This is a genomic window from Tardiphaga sp. 768_D3_N2_1, assembly GCF_052076105.1.
GTDB lineage: Bacteria > Pseudomonadota > Alphaproteobacteria > Rhizobiales > Xanthobacteraceae > Tardiphaga.
Genome location: NZ_CP197245.1, coordinates 4372029 through 4393849, shown reverse-complemented (window position 1 = coordinate 4393849; position 21821 = coordinate 4372029). Strand labels below are relative to the sequence as shown.

Genomic DNA, 21821 nt, shown 5'->3' with positions numbered 1-21821 from the left:
CCTCTGATGTTGTCTGACCTGTCGAGGATTGGCTTTCCGAATTTCCCGCAGGCACGAGATTGAATGATGCGCGTACTACTGATCGAAGACGATGCCATGTTCGGCAAGGCGCTGGTGCGCGGCCTGAGCGAGAATGGCATGAGTGTCGACTGGGCGCGCAATGGCCGTGATGGCTTCGCCGCGATGGACCGGTCGGAATATGCGGTCGCACTGATCGATATCGGTCTTCCCAAGATGTCGGGCCTCGACGTACTCAAGGCGAAGCGGAAAGCAGGCATGACGACGCCGGCCCTGATCATCACCGCGCGGGATGGCGTGTCCGACATGGTGGCGGGCCTCGATCTCGGCGCGGACGATTACATCGTCAAACCGTTTGAACTGCCGGTCCTGCTCGCGCGAATCCGCGCAGTCACGCGCCGCTCCAATGGTCGCGTGGTGTCGCTGATGACGTCCGCAGAGATCATGCTGGATCCATCGACGCAGGTGGCGACGTTCCGCGATATCAAGCATCTGCTGTCGGTGCGCGAATTTGCGGTGCTCCAGGCTTTGATGGAACGCCCCGGGCAGATCCTGTCGCGTAGCCAGATCGAGAGCCGGATCTACGGCTGGGGCGAGGAGGTCCAGAGCAACGCGGTCGATGTGCTGATTCACGGGCTGCGCAAGAAATTCGACAAGGACATCGTTCGCAATGTCCGCGGTGCGGGCTGGATGGTGACAAAGGAGGGCGCATGACGTCGCTGCGAAGGACCGTGATGGCCTATGTCACCGGTCTGCTCATGGTCGTCGGCGTCGCCGCATCGGTCACGTCCTATTATTTCGTCAAATACGAGGTGAACAGTTTTCAGGACAACGCTCTGCACGAGGTTGCGCTGACGGCGGGCATGGTGTTCCGGCATGATATCGAGCCGCGGATCGATGCCGAGCTGGAAGACCAGCTGGTGATCCAGATCTGGGATCAATCGAGGCAGCCCATCCATCGTTCAGGCCCTTCGGTCGATATCCCGTTTCAGTCGGAACTTGGCTATGCCGACGTGACCGCGGGTGGAGAGCGTTGGCGTGTGTTCACGTCGCGCGATGCGACGCATGCGATCCAGGTGGCGCAGCGCTGGAGTGCGCGCGAGGAAGTTGCCGCCTATGCGGCCGCGGGCGCGGCGGTGCCGCTGATCGTTGCTATCCCGATTGCGTGGTTGATGATCTGGTGGGCCGTGAAGCGTGTGTTGTCCGGGCTTGGAACACTGTCGGCCGATATCGGCCAGCGCAGCACCGACGCGAAGGGCGCGCTCAGCCTGACCGGTGTTCCGGTCGAAGTCGCTCCGCTCGTGACAGCCATGAATTCCCTGATCGCGCGACATCAGACCGCGCTGGAGACCCAGCGTCGCTTCGTGTCTGACGCGGCACATGAATTGCGAACTCCGCTCGCGGCTCTGCAGATCCAGATCGATAATCTGCGATCGCGCGAACTCAATCCGCCTGAACGTGAGATCGCGCAGGATCTGCTCGACGGGATTCGAAGGGCCACCTATTCGGTGAACCAGCTGATGACAATGGTGCGCGCCGATGCTGGCATCGAAAGCGAAGCCGAGGTCGTCGATGCCGAGGCCTTCGTGCGGCTTGTGGTGTCCGGCTTCGTCTCCATCGCCGAGGCCAAGGGCGTCTCACTCGCGATTGTACCGGGGGCGCGTGATGAATTGAATGTCCGTGCCGCCGATCTCCGGCTGATCGTCTCGAATCTGCTCGACAATGCGGTGCGTTACACGCGCGCCGGCGGCGCGGTCAGCATCAAGGCCGCACGCCGGGGTACGGATTTCGTTATCGAGGTGATCGACAGCGGATGCGGGATACCGGAATCCGCCGTGCCGTATCTCTACGATCGCTTCTTCCGTGCGGCGCCGATGGATATCGATGGCACCGGGCTCGGATTGGCGATTGCCCGGACGGCGGCGGATCGTAACGGCTTCAGCCTCGATATCGCAAACCGCGGCGATGCCCAGGGCGTCAGGGCTGCGGTCTCGATTCCACTCGGAGACGTGTCGCACGACGTCAGGCAATTCGAAGCGGCGTAACCGCGCTATGCGTCGTCACCTGGAATAGCGTTGGCGAGCGTACGCAATGTCTCGGGGTCGCGCAGCACGATGCGCTGCCGGCTGCTTTCGATCAGCCCGCGCTGTTCCCAGGTGCTGAGCGTGCGGCTCACGGTGAACACCGTGGCGCCGGTCATCTCGGCGATATCCTGACGGCTCAACTGGAAATCGATCTCGACGCCTTGCGCGGTCTTGCGGCCTGATTGGTTCACCAGCCGCAGCAGGGCGTGGGCGACGCGCTGCTCGACCTGCTGGGTCGACATCTCGACCACGCGCGTATGCGCCTCCTGCAACCGGCTACCGACGGTCTTGAGTGTGTTGGCGGCGAGGAGGGGGTAGTCGGCGACCAGGCGGGTCCAGACCGTGGTGGGCCATACCAGAACCACGCTGTCATCCACCGCCGTCGCGGTTGCCGGATAGGTCGCGAGTCCGATCGCCTGGCCGATCCCGAATATCTCGCCGGTCGCGACATAGCGCACGATCACCTGCTCGCCGGCGGGCGTCATCTTGGTCGCGCGAATATGCCCATGGAGCAGCAGATAGAACGAGTGGACGTCCTCGCCTTGCTCGAAAACCACCTTGTTCTTCGGGACGCGGATCGAATGCGCCTCGCGCAGGATCGCCTCACAGGCTGCGGTGTCGAGGCCTTCGAACAGTGGCAGATGCGCGACCATGGAGCTGTCGACTGCCGACATGCGTTCTCCGTCAGATTTCCATTCCGGGCACTTCTAGACCGTGATTGCGGGCGTCGATCAAGCGGAAGTTTGCGCTGGCGCAATGTGGAGGCCGGGCGGCAGGCCTAATTTGGCGCATCCGGCGCGAAATGCCCGCCGCATTACGGCATGGGCATGGTGGGACCGGTGGTGTCGGTACGCCAACCAATGCAGCCGAAGCCAGGGCGGTGACCCATCCCGGCAAGGCCAAGACAGTGTTCGCGGCGCTGTTCGAGAAAGTGGCTGCGAAGTAACGCGCTCCAAACGGGAGAGTGACGATGACGCCTCTTCGTGTTCGTTCCATCGCCGACTGGCCATTGTTCTCGGCCGGCTTCCGTCCCTTTTTCCTGCTCGGGGCGTGTTATGCCGGTTTGGGAATTCTGATCTGGATGCCGGCCTTTCATGGCCGGCTGGCACTGGCCACCGGTCTTGCGCCGCGCGACTGGCACATTCACGAGATGCTGTTCGGTTTCATGTCGGCCGTCGTCACCGGATTTCTGTTCACGGCCATTCCAAACTGGACCGGTCGACTGCCGATCCGCGGTCTGCCGTTGCTCGGGCTGGTCGTCCTCTGGATCGCAGGACGGATTTGCCTGACATTTTCGGCCTATACGGGCTGGCTCGCGGCGATGCTGATCGATGTGAGTTTCCTGACGCTGGTTGCCGCCGCTGCGACCCGCGAGATCGCGGCGGGCCGTAACTGGCGCAATCTGCCCGTGGTGGGCATCGTCGCACTCCTGCTGGTCGGCAACATCGCTTTTCATGTTGAAGCTCATCTTGCTGGGGCCGCGGACGTCAGCATCCGGATCGGCGTCGCGGTCGTGGTCTTGCTGATCTCGCTGATCGGCGGGCGGATCATTCCGAGCTTCACCCGCAACTGGCTGGTGCGCGAGAATCCCGGTCGGCTGCCGGTGCCATTCGCGCGTTTCGATATGGTTGTCATTGCCATCAGCGCCGCCGCGTTGGTTCTGTGGATCGCGCGGCCCCTTGGCGAACTAACGGGAGTGGCACTCGCGCTGGTCGGCTTGCTGCACATCACGCGTCTTGCGCGTTGGGCCGGCGATCGTACGTCGGGCGAGGGCCTGCTGCTGATCCTGCATATCGGTTACGCTTTCGTGCCGCTGGGTTTCCTGCTGAATGCCGCAGCGGCAGCAGGATGGGTCGCGCCCAGCGCCGGCCTGCATGCATGGATGGCAGGTGCGGCCGGCGTGATGACGCTGGCTGTCATGAGCCGGGCAACGCTGGGCCATACCGGCCAGGCACTGCATGCCTCACGCACCACGCTGATGATCTATGCTGCCGTCATCGTGGCGGCACTGGCGCGGATCGGCGCCGTGATCGCGCCGGCTTACAGTCCGTCGCTGCTCCATGTTGCAGCATTGACGTGGGTCGCGGCCTTTATCGGCTTCGCCGTCTCATTCGGTCCACTGCTGATCGGCTATCGCAAGCCGCGCCGTTCCGACGCGGCGATGGCGCTCAGTCGCTAGATCGGAGAAGGCCGCTCAGGCCTTCACCGCCGCATTCGAAAATGCCACCTCGATCAGCGTGCCGGAGCTCGGCGCGGTCTTGATCTGGAAGCGCGCATTGTTGGCTTCGACCAGCGCCTTGGTCAGCGACAGGCTGACACCCGAGCTCTCCGAAGAGTCAGCCGGCGTCGAACTGCGGAACGGCTCCATCGCGGCGGCGAGTTCGTTGTCGTTGAGGCCGTGGCCGGTATCGCGGACGCGCAGCACGATCTCGCCGAAGTCCGACAATGCGGTGGAGACGATCACCTGACCGCCGGCATTGGCGAGATGGATCGAATTGCCGATCAGGTTCAGCGTGATCTGCCGCAGCGCGCGGGCGTCGGCAACGACGGTCGGCAGCAGATGCGCCAGCGAAGTGCGGATGATGATGCGGCCACGATTGGCCTGCGGCTGCATCACCGCAACGCATTGCTCCACCATCTCGTTGAGGTTCTGCGTGGTAAAAGCGAGGTCGATCTTGCCGGTCTCGATGCGTGACAGATCGAGCAGATCATTGACGATCGCGATGACACGCTCGCCCGAGGCGCGAATGTCTTTCATGTATTCGACATAGCGCTCGTTGCCGAGCGGGCCGAAGCGCTGGTCGACCATCACTTCTGCGAAGCCGATGATGGCATTTAGCGGTGTGCGGACCTCATGGCTGATCCGCGCCAGCACATCGGCCTTGGCCGTTGCCGCACGATCGGCCTGGCGGCGTGCATTCAGCAGTTCGGTTTCGGTCTTCTTTGTCTGCGTCAGGTCGCGGAACACGGCAAAGAAGTTCGGTCCATCCGCGCGCGTGCGGCCGATGGTCATCGACAGCGGCACGAGGCCGCCTGCGCGCACCTGGCCCAGGGCCTCACGGCCATGATCCATCAGGCTGGCCACGCCGGCTTCCTTCACGCTTGCGAGATAGTCCTGCACCACGCGGCGGCTTTCTGCTGCGAACAGGTCGGTCACATTCCGCTGCGTCAGTAGTTCGCCGCTATAGCCGAACAGCGCCTCGGCGCTGCGATTGCAGGAATTGATGTTGCCTTCGGCGTCGAACATGATGACGCCTTCGGCCGTGGTATCGAGGATCGCGGCAAGATCTTCAGCATCGATATGGCCGGCGGGCAGTGGCGCGTCCGCAGCGGGCGCAGCGATTGCGACGGGGGCGGCGACTGGCTCTGTCTTGGGCGGAGAGAAAATCAGCGCATGCGCCGGCTCGTTATCCCATGAAATCGTGTACAGGCGCGCTTCGGCGGGCACTGTGGTGCCGGACTGATCACCGCTGGAAATCGTGACGGCGGTGCCGTCATCGGAGGTGCTGGCCGCAGAAGAGACATCGGCTCCGACATAGAGCGCATCGAGGCCACCCGCTTCTTCCAGTGCGTTCAGGCTCGGATAGTTCATCCGGGCGAGGAAGGCGGGATTGGCGAATAGCAGGCGATCGAGCCGATAGATCAGGACGCCGACCGGCATCAGGTCGAGCAGCGTCTTGTCGCGCATCATTTCGCCGCGCGGTGCAGCCGGTGGCGTCGTCAGCCACGCGGCCTGGGAGGCTGCGCCGGTGGGCTGAGACGAAGCCTGCGGAGCGGTCCGCGCGTCATCACTCTCGTTGTTGTCTGCGTCTTCCGCACTCTCTGGTTCAGGCGGGTTCGTGCTCGCGATCAGCCCCGTCTCCGACTCGAGCCGAGCCGACAACTGCCGTGCAAGCTCGTTGAAGGCGCTGTTCTCGACAGGCGTCAGTGCCGGCGATCTGGGATCGCCTGGTCGAAATGGCACGACGTTCTCGGGTGGTTGCACGGTGCTGTCCGGTGTGGTTGGCGGTGGTGTCTGTTCTGGTATCGGGTCGGTGGTGAGAGTAATCGGTTCATTGACACTGTCGCCGACAGGGCCGGCCTGCGCGACGTCGGCGGATAATGGTCTGGGCGGTGGGGCGCTGACGTGATCATGCCGGCGTTGCTCGGCGAGCCGCGTCATCCCATCGAGGTCGCGGCAAACGCCGAAACCGCGATAGCCAGTGAAATTGCGCTCGCGATCGAACAGCGGCAGGCCAGAAAGTTCGACAGGCAGGCGGCCACCGCCATCCACCGGCCAGAGCAGCGTGATGCCACTCCATGTCTGCTGCGTGGCCATCGCCTTGACGACGTGGCTGTCGGGATCGAGGTTGAATTCAGCCGTGAGGTCGTCCCACTTGCGACCAAAGCTTGCCGTTGTGCGCGGGCCGATCAGGTGGACGAACTCGTCAGAGTTCAGTGTGAAACGCTTCTCCGCATCGATCTGCCATACGAAACGGAGCGGTGTCGTGCGCGGTTCGATCTCGGGCAGGGCGACGGGTGCAGTTTCGCCAGCAACGGCTTCAACGGCAGGCGAGGGCGCGTGAGTCTCAGCCGGCGCGTCGGCATGTGCGATGGTTTCGGCGATGACGTCTTCGAGATGCGCGTCGCGATCGGTCTCGGTTTTTTCCGGCTCGATCGGAGCGTCGATGTCGATGGCGTCTTCACTCGGGTCTTTCGCCCCAGGGGCCTGATCGAATGCGACAAACAGCTCGCTCGGCTCCGCAAGGGCGCTTTGCGGTTCAACGCCGGCTTCGGGTTTTGAGGGAGCCTCGAGTTCTTCTTCGCGCGGTGCCGGATGCACAGCGCCCGGCGCGATCAGCGCCACCAGTCCGACATCGGCGCCGCTGCCCACGCGTTGCAGCACCATGCGGCCAAAGCCGATCGGCGTTTCGATACGGCCGTCCTTCAGCGCGCCGTCGCGCGCATGATCGAGGCCGGCATCGGAGAGATTGCGAAAACCAAGCAGCGCCCGGGCCATTTCGTTGGCGCCGACGAACAGGCCGTCGCGCGCAAAGGCGGCGATCGGGGTGTCGATCCCCTCGACGAGATTTTGCAGCCGTTCGATCAGCGGCATGCCGCGGCCACCGAGCGGCTCCGCTGCGACAACGAGAATACCGCTGCCGCCATCGGGAAATTCAAGCTGCGAGCAGGCGCAGGTCATCAGGCTGCCCAGCGCCGCGCCAAAGCCGCGCAGGCGCTCCAGCCGCATGGCTCCACTGGCCGGCAGCCGTGTGCCGAGCTGGGCTATCTGGCGGCGATGGGTATCGGCGGGCCCGAAAGTCCTGGCAAACAGGTCTGAGGCATTACGGGCGCCGAACAGCCTGGCGCCGACCGGATTGGCCCACAGGACACGGGTGCCGTCGCGCGACCACAGCCAGACCGGCTGGTTGCTGGTGGCGTGTACGGCCAGCCGTGCATCGCCGACGCCTCGCAACTGAAAATCCGCATTGTTCATCGGCACTTCATGACTGACTCGTTGGGCGTCCGTCCGGTATCCGCGTCACAGATTGCGGGCCAAACGATGACATCGTTAATACTTCGTTAGTATCGCCCGCACCGGCGCGCAGGTCCACGTCCCCGGCCCATTCCTGCAGGCCAAAGCAGCAATAACGTTAATCCGCTCCGAGGGTTCGCTATTCTGCTGAACCTAAAGGCGCCCCGCGCGTTGGCGGTTGCAAAACAAAAACAAAGGTCCACGATGGGATTGGACGAGGACGGGACGCCGCGTCACATCGGCGATGCCAAGCTCGGCTAGATTGCAGTGGGCGACACGGGAGACGGGCCGTGGGCGGCTTCGTCAATGCAAAATGGAGCGGGACATGACCGATCAATTCGAGATTCCGAAAGAAATGCGCGCAATGGCCGAAGCCAGCTTTGACCAGGCCAAGCAGGCATTCGAGAAGTTTCTGGCCAGCGCCCAGAGCACGGCTTCGTCGATCGAAAATCGCGGTGAGACCGTGCGCGCCGGTGCCAAAGATGTCAGCACCAAGGCGATCGCCTATGCCGAGAAGAACGTCGCCGCCTCGCTGGATTATGCCCAGCAGTTGCTGCACGCTAAGGATCTCGGCGACGTCATGCGGCTCCACAGCGAATACGTGCAGTCACAGATGAAGTCGCTGGCAGAGCAGGCGAGCGAAATGGGCCAGATCATGAGCCGCGCTGCCATGGATGCCGCCAAGCCCAAGAGCTGAGCCGAAGAGCTGACCGAATTCCAGGTCTCTTCCGGCCTGCAATCGGTGATTGAGCGGCCACAATTTCCATGACGTGGGCGCGCATTTGATCCGGGTCTCATGCGGTTTTGCGGCGCAATATTCTGTTGCGTCGCACAATTCCGACATGATATTGCGGTAACCACGATGACGCATCGCTGATGGCGATGCCGCTCTGTTTCCCGCCAGCTGATGAAAGGCACCGGTGCCTTCCGCAGCCTCCGCGGGTTTATTGGTTTTACCCCCACCACGAAGGATGCACGCTATGGCCGAATCGACCGATCCGTTCTCATCTTCCGTTATCCCGTTCCAGGTGCCGGAGCAGGTCCGCGCTTTCGCCGAAAAGGGCGTCTCGCAGGCGCGCGAAGGCTATGCCAAGCTCAAGGACGCTGCCGAGACCCATAACAGCACGGTTGAAGCCGTGTTCGGCACGGCCACCAAAGGCGCTGCCGAATATTCGGCCAAGCTGCTCGACATCGCCAAGACCAACACCAATGCGGGCTTTGACTTCGCCCAGTCGCTGATCGGCGTGAAGTCGCCGTCGCAGGTGATGGAGCTGTGGACCGCTTTTGCGCGCAGCCAGGTTGAGACCTATACCGGTCAGACCAAGCAGCTCGCCGAACTCGGCCAGAAGATCGCCTCCGAGACCGCCGAACCGATCAAGACCGGCGCTTCGAAGCTGTTCCAGCCGGCTGCCTGAGCGGCTGGCATCTGAAAGCGAGCGAAAGCCCGGGCTCGTGGCCCGGGCTTTTGTTTTTGCCTCATAATCCGTGTTTTCAGCACCTCCGCGGCCTTGCCAAAGAGATGCGTTGCACCTAGTTTCCCGCCGGTTCGCGACCCTGTTTTCGGGGCCGATCAAGGATGCAGTTGTAGCTCAGTTGGTTAGAGCGCCTGTCTGTGGAACAGGAGGTCGGTGGTTCGAGCCCACCCAACTGTACCATGCAAATCAATCACTTAGCTGAAACGAAGCGCCGCCTGGGTCGCCGGGCAATGTCTGGCCGCTCGGGTCAGGCCGAGGATGCCTGACCACCGGTCAGATCATTCAGCGTCATCACGTTCCGAAATGTTGAATTCTGCCTGCCCGCCAATGGTGTTTGCGGACTTTTGCCCTGCCGGAAGACCCCGGAACTCTGATGCGTCTGTTCCGTTGGTTGGTTACGACAGGAGGCAATCATGATCGATGCTGATATCAGCAATGCCGGTATTGCGATGATGTGCGATATCGCGCGCGCCTCCGGGCTCGATCTCAACGCCGAAAAACGCGCAGTGCTCGACGGGCTGATTGCTCAAGGGCTTGTCGAGGTGGTCGATCAGGCCAAGCCGGCAGCGGGACCGAAATTCAGGATCACGCTGAAAGGGCAGCAGCTGCTCGACGAGCGCGGCGTTGGCGTCAACGAGGCCTGATGCGGTTTTCTGCGTTGATCGCTTTCGCTGTTACTTGCCTTTGCAAAGGACGTCGCTGACCCCGCCAAGAACAGCCTTGGTCCAGATTGCATAGCCGGCATCATTCAGGTGAACGCTATCGGTTGTGTATTTCGCTGGCATGGGCGGGATGGTGACAAGGCTCGCGCCAGCATCGCCGGCGATGCTTGGCAGCAAGGCGTTGTAACTGTCGATCGCCCGGTCGTTGATGCGCGCGCTATCGGATTTGCCGGCTTCAACGGGCGTCACGGTCGCGATGGCCAGTCGTGGAGCGGTGGATTTCAGCGTCGCGAGCAAAGCGAGATAGTTGGTCCTGAATGTATCTGCATTCACACGGGCGCCGGCATCGTTGAGTCCGAGGGAGACGACGACCATGGCGGCCTGCTTCCCGCCGAGTGCTTTTGTCAGCATGGCATCGAGACCGCTCGATGTTGTCGATCCGTCGATCCCGGCATTGACGATGGGCCGACCGCAGACTGCGCGCGGGAAGATGGCGCGTTGGACGATGCTGTCACCGAGGATGACGACGGGATCATCGACCTGTTTCAATGCTGCCTTGATCAGCAACGGCCGCGGCGGGGCAGCGTCGTTGCCCTTTGGCCATGCCGCCCAGGCGCATAATCCCACGAAGCCGACAATACCAATACGGGTCCAGTTCATGATCGTGAACCGTCCGCGCAGGTTCGAAATGTCGCTTTTGTCTCGCTGTTCATCCTGGACCGTCTCTCGCACGAGGTCACGACGGGGCAACGGCGCCGCGATGTCCGGGAGAAACTACAGGGGCGGCGCGAAGGCAAGCCCGATCCCTGTCACGTCCGTCTTGCCAAGCGGGCAATCGTCTCCGACACTCCGATGATAACGTGCAACCAGGGGGAGACTATGCCGGTACGTCCAGGGATTCTGAGCGGGTCGCTTGCCATGTCACTCATGATCGGCGCGTCGTTCTCGGCGACGCCGTCACAAGCCTATACCGAAGATCAGCAACAGCTTTGCACCGGCGATGCCTTCCGGCTCTGCAGCGAAGTCATTCCCGATGTGGATCGCGTGACGGCCTGCATGATTCAGAAGCGGGCGCAATTGAGCCCGGGCTGCGCGCAATTCTTCCGGGCAACGCCGGTCAGCGCGCGCAAGCCCGCGGTCAAGCCGCGACGGGCGAAAAAACCGACGCGGAGCTGATCAGGCTTCGCTTTCACGTGAACGAAAGTTTAGTCAGCGCGCAGAACGGCGTGATCTCGCCGAGTTGCTGCACCGTGACGTCATAGATCGTGGCAAAAAAGTGAACGCGCGACAAACTGACACGTTGGTATCACACCACGAAGCAACATCTCCGGATGATGAGGAGCATCATTTTGAGCAGTGAAACCACGATCGACTACAAGGCCGAACTCAATCGGCACCTTGAATGGTTCGAAACCAAACTTCCGCCCGGACCCGCCAGATTTGTAGGCTGGTTGCGCAAGCCCTCATCGAGGCTCGTTCGTTTTCCGCTTGGCGTTCTGCTCATTATCGGCGGAATTTTCAGCATTCTTCCCGTGCTCGGCCTCTGGATGTTGCCGCTCGGACTCATCCTCATCGCGCAGGATATTCCGCCGCTGGAAAAACCGGTGGCGCAGTTCCTCGGCTGGCTTGAGCGAAAGTGGATCGAACGTCAGCGTGCGAAGGGCATTGCTATCAAAAGTACGGACTCAACGCGTTCCAACGGCGCTGATAGCAAGATTTGAGCGTCTGATTTGATACCAGACTGCGACAAAGTGGCGACAAGCGTACTACACCTGACTCATTTCGGGCCTGTTGCGCCGCAATGTGTGACTCAAAAACCAACATTCCAAACAAATCAGGCACATATCCTTGAATTGCTTGTAAATATGACTTTAACGAATCAGCAGACTGATTCATTTTCGCCTCCTGGGGTCAATCTGGAGGCCAACATATGAACGTCATAGTTTTCGCATCGCGTAAAGGCGGTTCAGGGAAGAGTACCCTGGCTGCACATCTTGCTGCTCAAGTTCATAAAGCAACGAAGCCTTGCCTGTTGATCGATGCCGATCCTCAGGGTTCGTTGACGCTCTGGCACAAGCTGCGGGGAACAAATGAACCGCCGCTGAAGATCGCAAATCGCAGCGTGACCGAAATGGTTGCCGCCGCGAAGCGTGACGGTTTTGAATGGGTGTTCATCGATACGCCGCCGAACACATCGGCTGTGGTCGACGATGCCATCAAGAACGCAACCATGGTGATCATTCCTGCGCGTCCCGGCGTGTTCGACGTCGACGCGGTGCAGGCGACGATCCAGAGCTGCCGCTCGGCCCGCAAGCCCTATGCGGTTGTCATCAACGGTGCGCCGGCGCGCCGTGACGATTCCGAAAGCCGTATCGTGACGATCGCCCGCGAAGCGCTCGCCAAGTTCAAGGCTCCGGTGTGGTCGGGGCAGATCACCAACCGCGCAGATCTCCTGCTCGCACTCGGCCAGGGCGAAGGCGCCCGCGAATATCAGGCAGAAGGTCGCGCGGCCAGCGAGATCGGGAAGCTGTGGGCGGCGATCGAACGGTCGATCAAGGCTATTCGCGGCAACGGATCGGCAACCGGCGCGATGCACAAGCAGGCGGCCTGATAGCCGTTCTGCTCTTTTGACCCCAGAAAAAGCGCGCGAGCCTTTCGCGCGTTTTTTGTCGTTGGTGTGATCGCGGCGGTGGGGTGTTAACGCCTATGCTGAAATGGCGATATCGCCGGCAGGCGAGGTCACCCCTTGGGTGACTTCACGGAAGTTGCCTATGTCAGCCGGCCGGCCGAGCAGATAGCCCTGCGCCTCGTCGCATTTTTCGTCGCGCAGGAATGCGAACTCCGCTTCGGTTTCCACGCCTTCGGCGAGCACCGGCAGTCCAAGCCCGCGGCCGAGGCCGACGACGGCGCGCACGATTGCCGCCGCCTGACTGTTGGTGTTCACCGACCTGATGAATGATCCGTCGATCTTGATCTTGTCGAAGGGGAATGCGCGCAGGTTCGACAGCGACGAGTAGCCGGTGCCGAAGTCATCCATGGCGATGTGAACGCCGAGTGCCTTGATCTGGCGCAGCGTCAACAATGCGCGATCGAAGTCGCGGATCAGCGCAGTCTCGGTGATCTCCAGTTCGAGCCGATGCGGGGGCAGGCCGGTTTCCAGTAAGATCTCATGGACGGTTGTGACAAAGCTGTCGTGGTGGATCTGAACCGCCGAGACATTGACCGCGATGGTCAACGGATGTTTCCAGGTCGCCGCTTCACGGCAGGCGGCGCGCAGCACCCATTCGCCGATGCTGAGAATGGCGCCGGTCTCTTCGGCAATCGGAATGAAGATGTCGGGGCGAACATTGCCGCGGACGGGATGGTTCCAGCGGAGGAGTGCCTCGAAGCCGATCACGCGGCCCGACTCCATGGTCCCCTGAGGCTGATAGACCACCTTCAGCTGATTGGCATCGATGGCGTTGCGCAGATCGTGTTCGAGCAGCCGGCGGTCGCGTACGGATTCCCCCATTGCAGGTTCGAAGAAGCGCCAGGTCGCGCGGCCTTCGGATTTGGCGCGGTAGAGCGCGGTGTCGGCGCAGGCGAGCAACGTGTCGCGATCACTGGAGTCGTCTGGGCAGAGTGCGATGCCGATACTGGCGGTGACGCTGCCGAGTTCGAAGGTGGCATCCTTGCTCCGGAATGCTTCCACGATCCTGTCGGCAAATTGACTCGCAGCTGCGGGCGAGGTCAGGTTCGGCAGGAGAATGGCGAACTCGTCGCCGCCGAGACGTGCCATCATCTCGCCTTCGCCAAGCAGGGCGGTGATGCGCGCCGTTACGCTCTTGAGGACCTTGTCGCCGGCGGCGTGGCCGAACAGGTCATTGACCTGCTTGAACTGATCGAGATCCAAAGCGAGTACCGCAAGCGAGCGGTCCTTGGAGAGTGTCGCAATCTCTTGATCGATTCGATCGTGGAACGTGCCGCGATTGGGCAGTCCGGTCAGGGAGTCGTAATGGGCGAGATAGCGGATGTGCTGTTCGGCCTGCTTGCGTTCGCGAAGGTCGCGTACTGCGACGACCTGATGTGGCCTTCCGGCAAAGTCGATTCCACGCAAGATCAATTCAACCGGGATCGTCTTGCCGTTGCGTTGCCGCAGGTTCGCTTCCACCGATTTGTCAGGCTGGCTCATGATCTGAGTGCGCGCAGCTTCATCGGGGAAACAGTCTTGCAGGCGGTCGCCAATCAGCAATTCAGCGGACGATCCCGCCAGCGTGGCGAACGACGTGTTGACCGTGACGATCGTATCGCCGTCGCAGACCAGCAGGCCTTCCACTGCGGCGTTGGCGAGACCCAGCATGCGGTCGGCTTCGAGATCGGAGCGGCGGCGATCGCGGATATCCAGCACGATTCCGGCCAGCGCAAGACCGATGATCGCGAAGCTGATCAATGAGACGCCAAGTGCGAGCCACCCGGCGGGAACGGTCAGCGGCGAGACGGCGATGGCCGGATCCGGGATGATGGTGACGGCGCTCATCGCGGTGAAATGGTGGCTGCAGATCGCGAGCGTCAGCAGCAGCGCGCCGCTGATCTTCCAGCGCAGGGTGCTGCCATGCAGCCCGACCGGAAGCGCGATCGCACCGAGCACGGCTCCCAATACGATCGAGACGATGACGAGCGTCGTATCCCAGTTGATGCGCGCCTGAAGTTCGAAGGCGGCCATGCCCGTGTAATGCATCGCCGCGATGCCGCCCGCGACGACGGCGCCGCCGATCCAGAGGGCGGCACGAAAATTCGGAATCAACGATACGGCAAGGCCGGCGCCGGTCAGCAGCAGCGCGGCGACCAGCGAGACGACCGTGAGTACGATATTGTAGCCGCTGGGCATCCCCGGCGAGAATGCCAGCATGGCCACGAAATGCGTGGCCCAGATGCCGAAGCCCGTGGAGATCGCGGATATCGCGAGCCAGACGAGGCGCATCTGGCCTGTGGTGTTGCGGGCATGACGAAGCAGATTGATCGCAGCGAGGGACGCGATTGCGCAGATGATGGCCGCTAGTCCGACGAGCCTGAAATCATGGGCATTGGCGATGCAGTTATAGATCGTAAGCATGTACAGGTACCGCGAGCGGGATTACCGCAATTGCGCGGGACGTTAGATATAAGTACGTAAAGACACGTAAATACCTGCGATCGGGGCTATCGGTTCGCCCCTTGTGCTATCGCTGCGCATGCTTAGCCAGTCGTAAATTACGCGAATATCCGCGAGCTCTTGGTGACCTAAGCGTGTGGTCGAATTCGATCGGCACCTTCACCGCGCAAAAATCGTAACGACTGATCAACCGTCTTCCGACTTCGCAAAAAGGGCGGCGCGTCTGCGATCATCGATCGACGCGGCTGACCACGTCCATCAGCTCGGCGATCTTGCGCCGCTGGTCCGCCTTGTCGCCTGACGAGATCGCGTGCTCCACGCAATGCGCGACATGATCTCGCAGGATCTCCTCTTCGACCCGCCGCAAGGCTGCGCGGGCCGCAGCGATCTGCGTCACCACATCGATGCAATAGCGGTCGGCCTCGACCATGCCGGCAAGGCCGCGAACCTGGCCCTCGATCCGTTTGAGGCGTTTTAAACAGGACGTCTTGATTTCACTGCGCATGAGGTTCATATACCCCCATAGGGTATACATTTCAAGAGCCGAGGGCGCGATGGCAGAGACAACTCACACACATGCGGGGCACGATGCCCATGCCGGTCACACGCATGGTGCATGCTGTTCGCATGGTCACCATCACGCCGAGGCTGCGCCGGCCAAAGTGCTCGATCCGGTCTGCGGCATGACCGTCGATCCCGCGACCGCCAAGAACCGCCTGATCTATCAGGGCCATGAATACTTCTTCTGTGGTGCCCGGTGCCGCGAGCGTTTCAACGCCGATCCCGAGAGCTTTCTGAAGCCGAAGGAGCCTGCACCGCCAGCGCCGGCCGGCACGATCTATACCTGCCCGATGCACCCGGAGATCCGTCAGGAAGGACCCGGCAGCTGTCCGATCTGCGGCATGGCGCTGGAGCCGGAGCAGGTCTCGCTCGACGACAAGCCCGATCCTGAATTGATCGACATGACCCGGCGCTTCTGGATCGCGCTGGCGCTGACATTGCCGGTGTTCGTGCTGGAGATGGGCGCGCATCTCGGCCTGATGCAACTGGTATCGCAGACCACATCGAACTGGATCTCGCTCGTGCTGGCGACACCCGTGGTGTTGTGGGCCGGCGCGCCATTCTTCGAGCGCGGCTGGCGCTCGGTGATCACGCGCAATCTCAACATGTTCACGCTCATTGCCATGGGCGTCGGTGTGGCGTGGGTCTATAGCGTCGTTGCCACCTTCGCGCCCGGTTTGTTTCCCGACGCGTTCCGTGATCATCACGGGGCTGTGGCGGTCTATTTCGAAGCTGCTGCGGTGATCACCGTGCTTGTTTTGCTCGGACAGGTGCTCGAGCTGCGCGCGCGCAATCAGACGTCAGGCGCGATCCGCGCGCTGCTCGGTCTTGCGCCGAAGACCGCGCGACGCATTGGCGAGAACGGTGATGAGGACGTCGCCCTCGATGCCATTGCCATCGGCGATTTGTTGCGCGTGAGGCCGGGCGAGAAAATTCCGGTCGACGGCGTCGTCACCGAAGGGCGTTCGTCGGTGGATGAATCCATGGTCACCGGCGAGTCCATGCCGGTGAGCAAGGCCGAAGGCGCGCGCGTCATCGGCGGCACCGTCAACCAGAGCGGCGGTCTCGTGCTGCGGGCGGACAAGATCGGCCGCGATACGATGTTGTCGCGGATCGTCGACATGGTCGCCAAGGCGCAGCGCTCGCGCGCTCCGATCCAGCGTCTCGCGGATCGTGTCGCCGGCTGGTTCGTACCGGCCGTGCTGGCTGCTGCAGTGATTGCATTCATCGCCTGGGCGACGTTCGGGCCGGAGCCGCGGCTCTCGTTTGCGCTTGTTGCTGCGGTCACCGTGCTGATCATCGCGTGCCCTTGTGCGCTCGGTCTCGCAACGCCCATGTCGATCATGGTCGGCGTCGGCCGCGGCGCCCATGCCGGCATTCTGGTGCGTGATGCGCAGGCGCTGGAGCGGCTGGAAGGCATCGACACCATTGTGATCGACAAGACCGGTACGCTGACCGAAGGCAAGCCGAAACTGGTGAGCATCTCGCCAGCGGAAGGTTTCAATGAAAGCGACCTTCTGCAACTTGCTGCAAGTATCGAACGTTCCAGCGAGCATCCGCTGGCGCAGGCCATCGTCAATGAAGCAAAGCAACGCAATGTGGTGCTGAGCGATGTCAGTGACTTCGCCTCGCCGTCCGGAAAGGGCGCATCGGGTGTCGTCAATGGCAAGCGCGTTGCGCTCGGCAATGCGATGCTGATGGACGAGTTGAAAGTGGATACGACGCGCTCCGACGGCGTCGCCGAGCTGGCGCGGCAGAACGGTGCGACTGCCATCTTCGTTGCCATCGATGGCGCGGTTGCCGGCGTGATGGCGATTGCCGATCCCGTGAAGCCATCGGCGCAGGACGCGTTGAAGAAGCTGCGTGCCGATGGCCTGCGCATCGTCATGCTCACCGGCGACAATGCGACGACGGCCAAAGCCGTCGCTAAGACGCTCGGTATCGACGAGGTCGAAGCAGGCGTATTGCCAGAGCGCAAGAGTGACGTGGTCACTCGCTTGCGCGGCGAAGGCCGGCTGGTCGCCATGGTTGGCGATGGCGTCAACGATGCGCCTGCGCTGGCCGCGGCGGATGTCGGCATCGCCATGGGCACGGGGACCGATGTCGCGATCGAGAGTGCCGGCGTGACGTTGCTGACCGGCGACCTGATGGGCCTCGTGCGTGCGCGCAAACTATCAAAGGCTGTGATGAGCAATATCCGGCAGAACCTGATATTTGCGTTCATCTACAATGCAGCGGGCGTGCCGGTTGCAGCCGGTGTGCTGTATCCGATTTTCGGCATTCTGCTGTCGCCGATGATCGGCGCTGCCGCGATGGCGCTGTCCTCGGTCAGTGTGATCGGGAATGCGCTGCGCCTGGCGAAAGTGAAGCTGGACTAACAATTCGCGGATGCAAAAAAAAAGCCGGACTCAAACGAGCCCGGCTCTGAGGTATTGGCCTTGAGAGGCCGACACAATCACCTTCCAAGAGGGATTACTGAGACTTCGCGCCACTGGAGGAGGGGGACAAATGCGCAGCGCAAAATCTCAGCGTCTGAGAAGTATGATCCCTGCAGGTGGCATGCAGCAACGCATCACTTGGCATGTCTGACATGCTGGAAGCGTGGGCATATCAGCCCTGAAATATTGCGGGTTAGGACGGCCAGCGCTGCGCCTTGCTGACAATGAAGTCGCGGAACACCTGTACACGGGCCACCGTCTTCAACTCTTCGGGATATACAAAATAAGTATCGAGTTGAATCGAGTCCGACTCGCTGAAGAGCTGAACCAAGCGATCGTTTTCTTCGACCAGATAGTCCGGCAATGCTGCAATGCCCAAACCCTGCTGGCAGGCGCGCATCAGGCCCAGGATGTTGTTGACCTTGAAATAGGGGTCGCGCGGCCCGGAGCCGTTGCGCCCGGCATCGATCAGCCAGCTACGGTTCTGCAGGTGCGGCGACACCTGCGCGTCGCTCAGCATGATAATGCGGTGCCCGTCGAGTTCGTCGAGGGTGCGCGGCGTGCCGAAATGCTTGATGTATTCAGGCGAGCAATAAGCGTGGAAACCCATGGCGAAGAGCTTGCGCTGGATCAGGTCCGGCTGGGTCGGCTTGCGGGTACGGATGGCCACATCGGCCTCGCGCATCGACAGGTCGAGTTCCTCATCGGTCACGATCAGCGAAATGCGGATTTCCGGATAGAGCGCGGTGAACTCGCCAAGGCGCGGGATCAGCCAGTTGATGCCGACGCCCGGGGTCGTGGTGACCTTGAGGTCGCCGCTCGGCCGCTCGCGGCTGTCGGTCAGCTTCGCGCGGGCCGCCTGGAGCTGCATGAACACGTCATGGGCGGTGCGGAATAGCAGGTCGCCCTGTTCGGTGAGGATCAGGCCGCGGGCGTGGCGGTGGAACAGCGAGACAGCCAGTTCCTGCTCGAGCGCGCTCACCTGTCGGGAGACTGCCGATTGCGACAGGCCCAGTTGCTCGCCTGCATGCGTGAAGCTCCCTGCTTCCGCCGCCGCGTGAAACACCTTCAGCTTGTCCCAGTCCATATCCGTAAATCCGTCGCGGGTTCGTTTCATCATTATTCGGCCGCTGCGCGGTCATGAGCATGCGCGGCGATATAGCGTTCGGCTTCGAGGGCGGCCATGCAGCCCATGCCGGCGGCGGTGACCGCCTGCCGATAGGTTTCGTCCGCCACGTCGCCGGCGGCGAAGACGCCGGGTACAGAAGTTGCAGTGGAATTCGGAGCCACTTCGACATAGCCCGAGGGCTTCAGCTTGATCTGGCCCTTGATGAGTTCGGTCGCGGGCGCGTGGCCAATGGCAATGAAGACGCCGTCGGCTGGCACCTCGGTGATGGTGCCGGTCTTGACGTTCTTCAGGCGCACATGGGTGACCTTGGCCGGGCCTTCGGTGCCGCAGATCTCGTCGAGCGCCGAGTCCCAGACCACCTTGATCTTCGGGTGCTTGAACAAGCGCTCCTGCAGGATGCGTTCGGCACGAAAATGGTCGCGGCGATGCACGATGGTGACCTGCGAGGCGAAATTGGTCAGGAACAGCGCTTCCTCGACGGCCGTGTTGCCGCCGCCGACCACGATCACTTCCTTGTTGCGATAGAAGAATCCGTCGCAGGTGGCGCAGGCGGATACGCCGCCGCCCTGGAATTTCTCTTCCGACGGGATGCCGAGCCAGCGCGCCTGTGCGCCGGTGGCCAGGATCACGGTGTCGGCGAGATAGACATCGCCGCTGTCGCAGGTCAGGCGAAACGGACGCTGGCTCAGATCCATGTCACTGACCAGATCGGTGACGATCTTGGTGCCGACGTGATGAGCCTGCTTCTCCATCTGCTCCATCAGCCAGGGACCCTGGATGACATCGGCGAAGCCCGGATAGTTTTCGACATCCGTGGTGATGGTGAGCTGGCCGCCGGGCTGAATCCCCTGGATCAGGACGGGTTCAAGCATCGCGCGTGCGGCGTAGATAGCGGCGGTATAGCCAGCCGGGCCTGAGCCGATGATGACGACTTTGGCATGGATGGGGGCGGCCATGGTCGAGTCCCTTTCTGAAGGGAAATTGGTCAGTGCTGAGGCGAAATGTGCCGCCGAACACGTCGCTGCGGCGTCGAAAGTGTCGTCTGTTAGTCTAGAATATCTGGCGAGCCATGCAAGAATTGCAATTCGTCCCGGCAATTTTTCCCCCGGAGACACTTAATTTCTGCGATGCACGCGCAATAAAATTGCGCCGGTTGCGGCTCCTGCGCTAAGAGAGTTCAAACGGTCTCTTTGAATACCAGCCAGGATGCGCGCCGCGTGCCGAAAAGCCTAGACGACATCGACCTCAAAATTCTCAGCGAAATCCAGGCCGATGGCCGAATCACCAATGTGGAACTCGCCAAGCGCGTGGGCATCTCGCCGCCGCCCTGCCTGCGCCGGGTCCGGACCCTGGAAGAGGCTGGCTATATCCAGGGCTACCGCGGGTTGCTGGATCCCCGATTGCTCGGTTTCGACGTGACCGTCTTCGCCTCGGTTCACCTGTCGAGCCAGGCCGATGCCGATCTCAAGGCGTTCGAGGATTTCGTCCGCAAGGAGCCGCTGGTGCGGGAATGCTGGATGCTGTCGGGCGAGATCGACTTCATCCTGAAATGCGTCGCGCCGGATATGGCGACCTTCCAGGATTTCGTCGGCCATCTCACGGCCGCGCCGCATGTCCGCAACGTCCGCACGTCGCTGGTGCTGCAGAATTCGAAATACGCAGCTGCCGTGCCGCTCGAACTCAAGGCCGCGGATTAGCAGCGAGTCCTAAAAGCAAAGGGCGCCCACCTTGCGGTGAGCGCCCTTTTTTATTGCCGTGATGTCGACGTTAGCTCTTCTTGCGCAGGATCGCGTCGAGGCTGATCGGGCCCCCGCCCGACGTCGCGAGATAGAGGCAGGAGAAGCAGAACAGGATGGCAGCGGTGCCGCCGTTCAGCAGCGGCAGGAAAACCGGATCCGCGCCCTTGAACATGTGGCCGAGGAAGTAAGCGAAAGCCATTTCACCGGCGAGGATGAACGCAACCGGGCGGGTGAACAGGCCGAGCAGCAGCAGCGCACCGCCGACGAGCTCAAGCCATGCCGCGACCTGAATCAGCGGCGGGATATTCGCGAAATAGGGCAGAACCGGAAATTTGAAGATCTTGGCGATGCCATACTGCAGCAGCAGCAGGCCGGTGATGAAGCGGAAAAGGCTTAGTACAGCAGGCTGAAATTTAGCGAAGGCTTGGTCCATGTCATTAGTCCCCCTGTGATGACATCCGCTCATAGCATTCCTGCCATGCGCAGTGGCGGTCACTCTCGTGTGAGAAATCCGTGATCGCAAGACTTATTCCAGTCCTGTGTGGTCGCCGCTACACATCGCAGTCGCACTACTTTTGGTAGTGCGACGCAATGCAGACCCGCAGACCCTCACCAGTTACTGGTTCGTCATGCGCACCTTGATCGGCTGCGGCATGTCCTTCTCCGGCGGCGGCAGTGTAAGGCCCGGCGCGAAATTCTTGCGTGCCGCGGCGTCGAAGGCTGCATTGCCGGATGCCGCCACCAGTTGCGTCTTGGTGATGTGGCCTTGGGCATCGACCCACAATTCGGCGCTGAAATTGAGTTTGCTGCCGAAGGTCTCGCGCCTGGTGTTGAGATAGGCGTCGATCCGCGCTTGCGTTTCGTTGGCATAGGCCATCCAGCGGTTGCGACCGGCTTGCGCCGCCGGCGTGTCGGACTTGCCTTCGAGCAGCAGCGGCGGCGGCTGATTGGCGCTGCCCGGCTTCGCCGGCTCGAGCTGCGCCGATGCGGCGGCGACGGATGCGATGAGGATCATGGTTGCCCACGCTGCCGTGGACGACCTGCGGGCAAATCGTTTGTCGATCATGAT

Annotated in this window: 21 protein-coding genes and 1 tRNA gene; 13 read left to right on the top strand and 9 right to left on the bottom strand. The window is 61.9% G+C overall.

Annotation, left to right across the window (positions count from 1 at the left end):
- The first annotated feature begins 66 nt into the window (after positions 1-66).
- On the top strand, positions 67-732 hold the full coding sequence (locus tag AB8A27_RS20590; RefSeq protein WP_441244970.1) for a response regulator transcription factor: 666 nt from the start codon (positions 67-69) through the stop codon (positions 730-732).
- Positions 729-2063: an ATP-binding protein gene (locus AB8A27_RS20585; RefSeq protein WP_441243517.1), complete on the top strand. Its 1335-nt coding sequence runs from the start codon at positions 729-731 to the stop codon at positions 2061-2063. The genes AB8A27_RS20590 and AB8A27_RS20585 overlap by 4 nt, the downstream gene beginning before the upstream one ends.
- 5 nt (positions 2064-2068) lie before the next feature.
- Here the strand turns inward: AB8A27_RS20585 and AB8A27_RS20580 are convergent, their stop codons facing one another.
- Entirely contained in the window at positions 2069-2776 is a 708-nt protein-coding gene (locus AB8A27_RS20580) for a Crp/Fnr family transcriptional regulator (RefSeq protein WP_441243516.1), read from the bottom strand.
- 128 nt (positions 2777-2904) lie between these two features.
- Here AB8A27_RS20580 and AB8A27_RS20575 point away from each other — a divergent pair, with 128 nt between their 5' ends.
- Together AB8A27_RS20575 and AB8A27_RS20570 are read left to right on the top strand one after the other, a co-directional pair.
- Complete coding sequence (locus AB8A27_RS20575; protein WP_441243515.1) at positions 2905-3048, top strand: hypothetical protein; 144 nt, start codon at positions 2905-2907, stop codon at positions 3046-3048.
- Between the two features lie 24 nt (positions 3049-3072).
- A complete protein-coding gene (locus tag AB8A27_RS20570) occupies positions 3073-4281 on the top strand; it encodes an NnrS family protein (protein ID WP_441243514.1) in 1209 nt (402 codons plus the stop codon).
- Between the two features lie 15 nt (positions 4282-4296).
- Here AB8A27_RS20570 and AB8A27_RS20565 read toward each other — a convergent pair whose 3' ends face one another.
- The gene (locus AB8A27_RS20565; protein WP_441243513.1) at positions 4297-7578 is read right to left on the bottom strand and encodes a PAS domain-containing protein; all 3282 of its coding nucleotides are present in this window, start codon (positions 7576-7578) and stop codon (positions 4297-4299) included.
- Positions 7579-7942: 364 nt separating this feature from the next.
- On the opposite strand from AB8A27_RS20565, the gene AB8A27_RS20560 reads away from it, so the two are divergent.
- The 4 genes from AB8A27_RS20560 (at position 7943) to AB8A27_RS20545 (ending at position 9736) form a co-directional block, all read left to right on the top strand.
- Entirely contained in the window at positions 7943-8314 is a 372-nt protein-coding gene (locus AB8A27_RS20560; protein ID WP_115033036.1) for a phasin, read from the top strand.
- 283 nt (positions 8315-8597) lie between these two features.
- Entirely contained in the window at positions 8598-9032 is a 435-nt protein-coding gene (locus AB8A27_RS20555) for a phasin (RefSeq protein ID WP_441243512.1), read from the top strand.
- A gap of 163 nt (positions 9033-9195) precedes the next feature.
- A tRNA-His gene (locus AB8A27_RS20550) sits at positions 9196-9272 on the top strand.
- A gap of 233 nt (positions 9273-9505) precedes the next feature.
- Complete coding sequence (locus tag AB8A27_RS20545; RefSeq protein WP_092145696.1) at positions 9506-9736, top strand: hypothetical protein; 231 nt, start codon at positions 9506-9508, stop codon at positions 9734-9736.
- Positions 9737-9766: 30 nt separating this feature from the next.
- On the opposite strand, the gene AB8A27_RS20540 is transcribed toward AB8A27_RS20545, so the two are convergent.
- Entirely contained in the window at positions 9767-10414 is a 648-nt protein-coding gene (locus tag AB8A27_RS20540; protein WP_441243511.1) for an SGNH/GDSL hydrolase family protein, read from the bottom strand.
- Positions 10415-10672: 258 nt separating this feature from the next.
- On the opposite strand from AB8A27_RS20540, the gene AB8A27_RS20535 reads away from it, so the two are divergent.
- The 3 genes from AB8A27_RS20535 to AB8A27_RS20525 all read left to right on the top strand — a co-directional run bounded on the left by AB8A27_RS20535 (position 10673) and on the right by AB8A27_RS20525 (position 12365).
- Positions 10673-10930, top strand: coding sequence for a hypothetical protein (locus AB8A27_RS20535; RefSeq protein WP_441243510.1), 258 nt, complete (start codon positions 10673-10675; stop codon positions 10928-10930).
- A gap of 173 nt (positions 10931-11103) precedes the next feature.
- Positions 11104-11475: a hypothetical protein gene (locus AB8A27_RS20530; RefSeq protein WP_286144320.1), complete on the top strand. Its 372-nt coding sequence runs from the start codon at positions 11104-11106 to the stop codon at positions 11473-11475.
- A 209-nt stretch (positions 11476-11684) separates the two neighbouring features.
- Positions 11685-12365 carry a ParA family protein gene (locus AB8A27_RS20525; protein WP_092145694.1) on the top strand — a complete coding sequence of 227 codons (681 nt, stop codon included), beginning with the start codon at positions 11685-11687 and terminating at the stop codon, positions 12363-12365.
- Between the two features lie 93 nt (positions 12366-12458).
- Here the strand turns inward: AB8A27_RS20525 and AB8A27_RS20520 are convergent, their stop codons facing one another.
- Both AB8A27_RS20520 and AB8A27_RS20515 read right to left on the bottom strand, forming a co-directional pair.
- A complete protein-coding gene (locus AB8A27_RS20520) occupies positions 12459-14846 on the bottom strand; it encodes a bifunctional diguanylate cyclase/phosphodiesterase (protein WP_441243509.1) in 2388 nt (795 codons plus the stop codon).
- Positions 14847-15114: 268 nt separating this feature from the next.
- On the bottom strand, positions 15115-15390 hold the full coding sequence (locus tag AB8A27_RS20515) for a metal-sensitive transcriptional regulator (protein WP_089266249.1): 276 nt from the start codon (positions 15388-15390) through the stop codon (positions 15115-15117).
- Between the two features lie 49 nt (positions 15391-15439).
- Between AB8A27_RS20515 and AB8A27_RS20510 the strand changes: the two genes are divergently transcribed.
- A complete protein-coding gene (locus AB8A27_RS20510) occupies positions 15440-17824 on the top strand; it encodes a heavy metal translocating P-type ATPase (RefSeq protein ID WP_441243508.1) in 2385 nt (794 codons plus the stop codon).
- Between the two features lie 253 nt (positions 17825-18077).
- Here AB8A27_RS20510 and AB8A27_RS20505 read toward each other — a convergent pair whose 3' ends face one another.
- Both AB8A27_RS20505 and trxB read right to left on the bottom strand, forming a co-directional pair.
- Positions 18078-19001 carry a LysR family transcriptional regulator gene (locus AB8A27_RS20505; protein ID WP_175500421.1) on the bottom strand — a complete coding sequence of 308 codons (924 nt, stop codon included), beginning with the start codon at positions 18999-19001 and terminating at the stop codon, positions 18078-18080.
- 2 nt (positions 19002-19003) lie between these two features.
- Positions 19004-19969, bottom strand: coding sequence for a thioredoxin-disulfide reductase (trxB, locus tag AB8A27_RS20500; RefSeq protein WP_441243507.1), 966 nt, complete (start codon positions 19967-19969; stop codon positions 19004-19006).
- Positions 19970-20230: 261 nt separating this feature from the next.
- Here trxB and AB8A27_RS20495 point away from each other — a divergent pair, with 261 nt between their 5' ends.
- Positions 20231-20710: an Lrp/AsnC family transcriptional regulator gene (locus AB8A27_RS20495; RefSeq protein WP_092146177.1), complete on the top strand. Its 480-nt coding sequence runs from the start codon at positions 20231-20233 to the stop codon at positions 20708-20710.
- Between the two features lie 70 nt (positions 20711-20780).
- Here AB8A27_RS20495 and AB8A27_RS20490 read toward each other — a convergent pair whose 3' ends face one another.
- Positions 20781-21185: a DoxX family protein gene (locus AB8A27_RS20490; RefSeq protein ID WP_441243506.1), complete on the bottom strand. Its 405-nt coding sequence runs from the start codon at positions 21183-21185 to the stop codon at positions 20781-20783.
- Between the two features lie 183 nt (positions 21186-21368).
- Positions 21369-21818 carry an energy transducer TonB family protein gene (locus AB8A27_RS20485; RefSeq protein ID WP_441243505.1) on the bottom strand — a complete coding sequence of 150 codons (450 nt, stop codon included), beginning with the start codon at positions 21816-21818 and terminating at the stop codon, positions 21369-21371.
- Between the last annotated feature and the right edge of the window lie 3 nt (positions 21819-21821).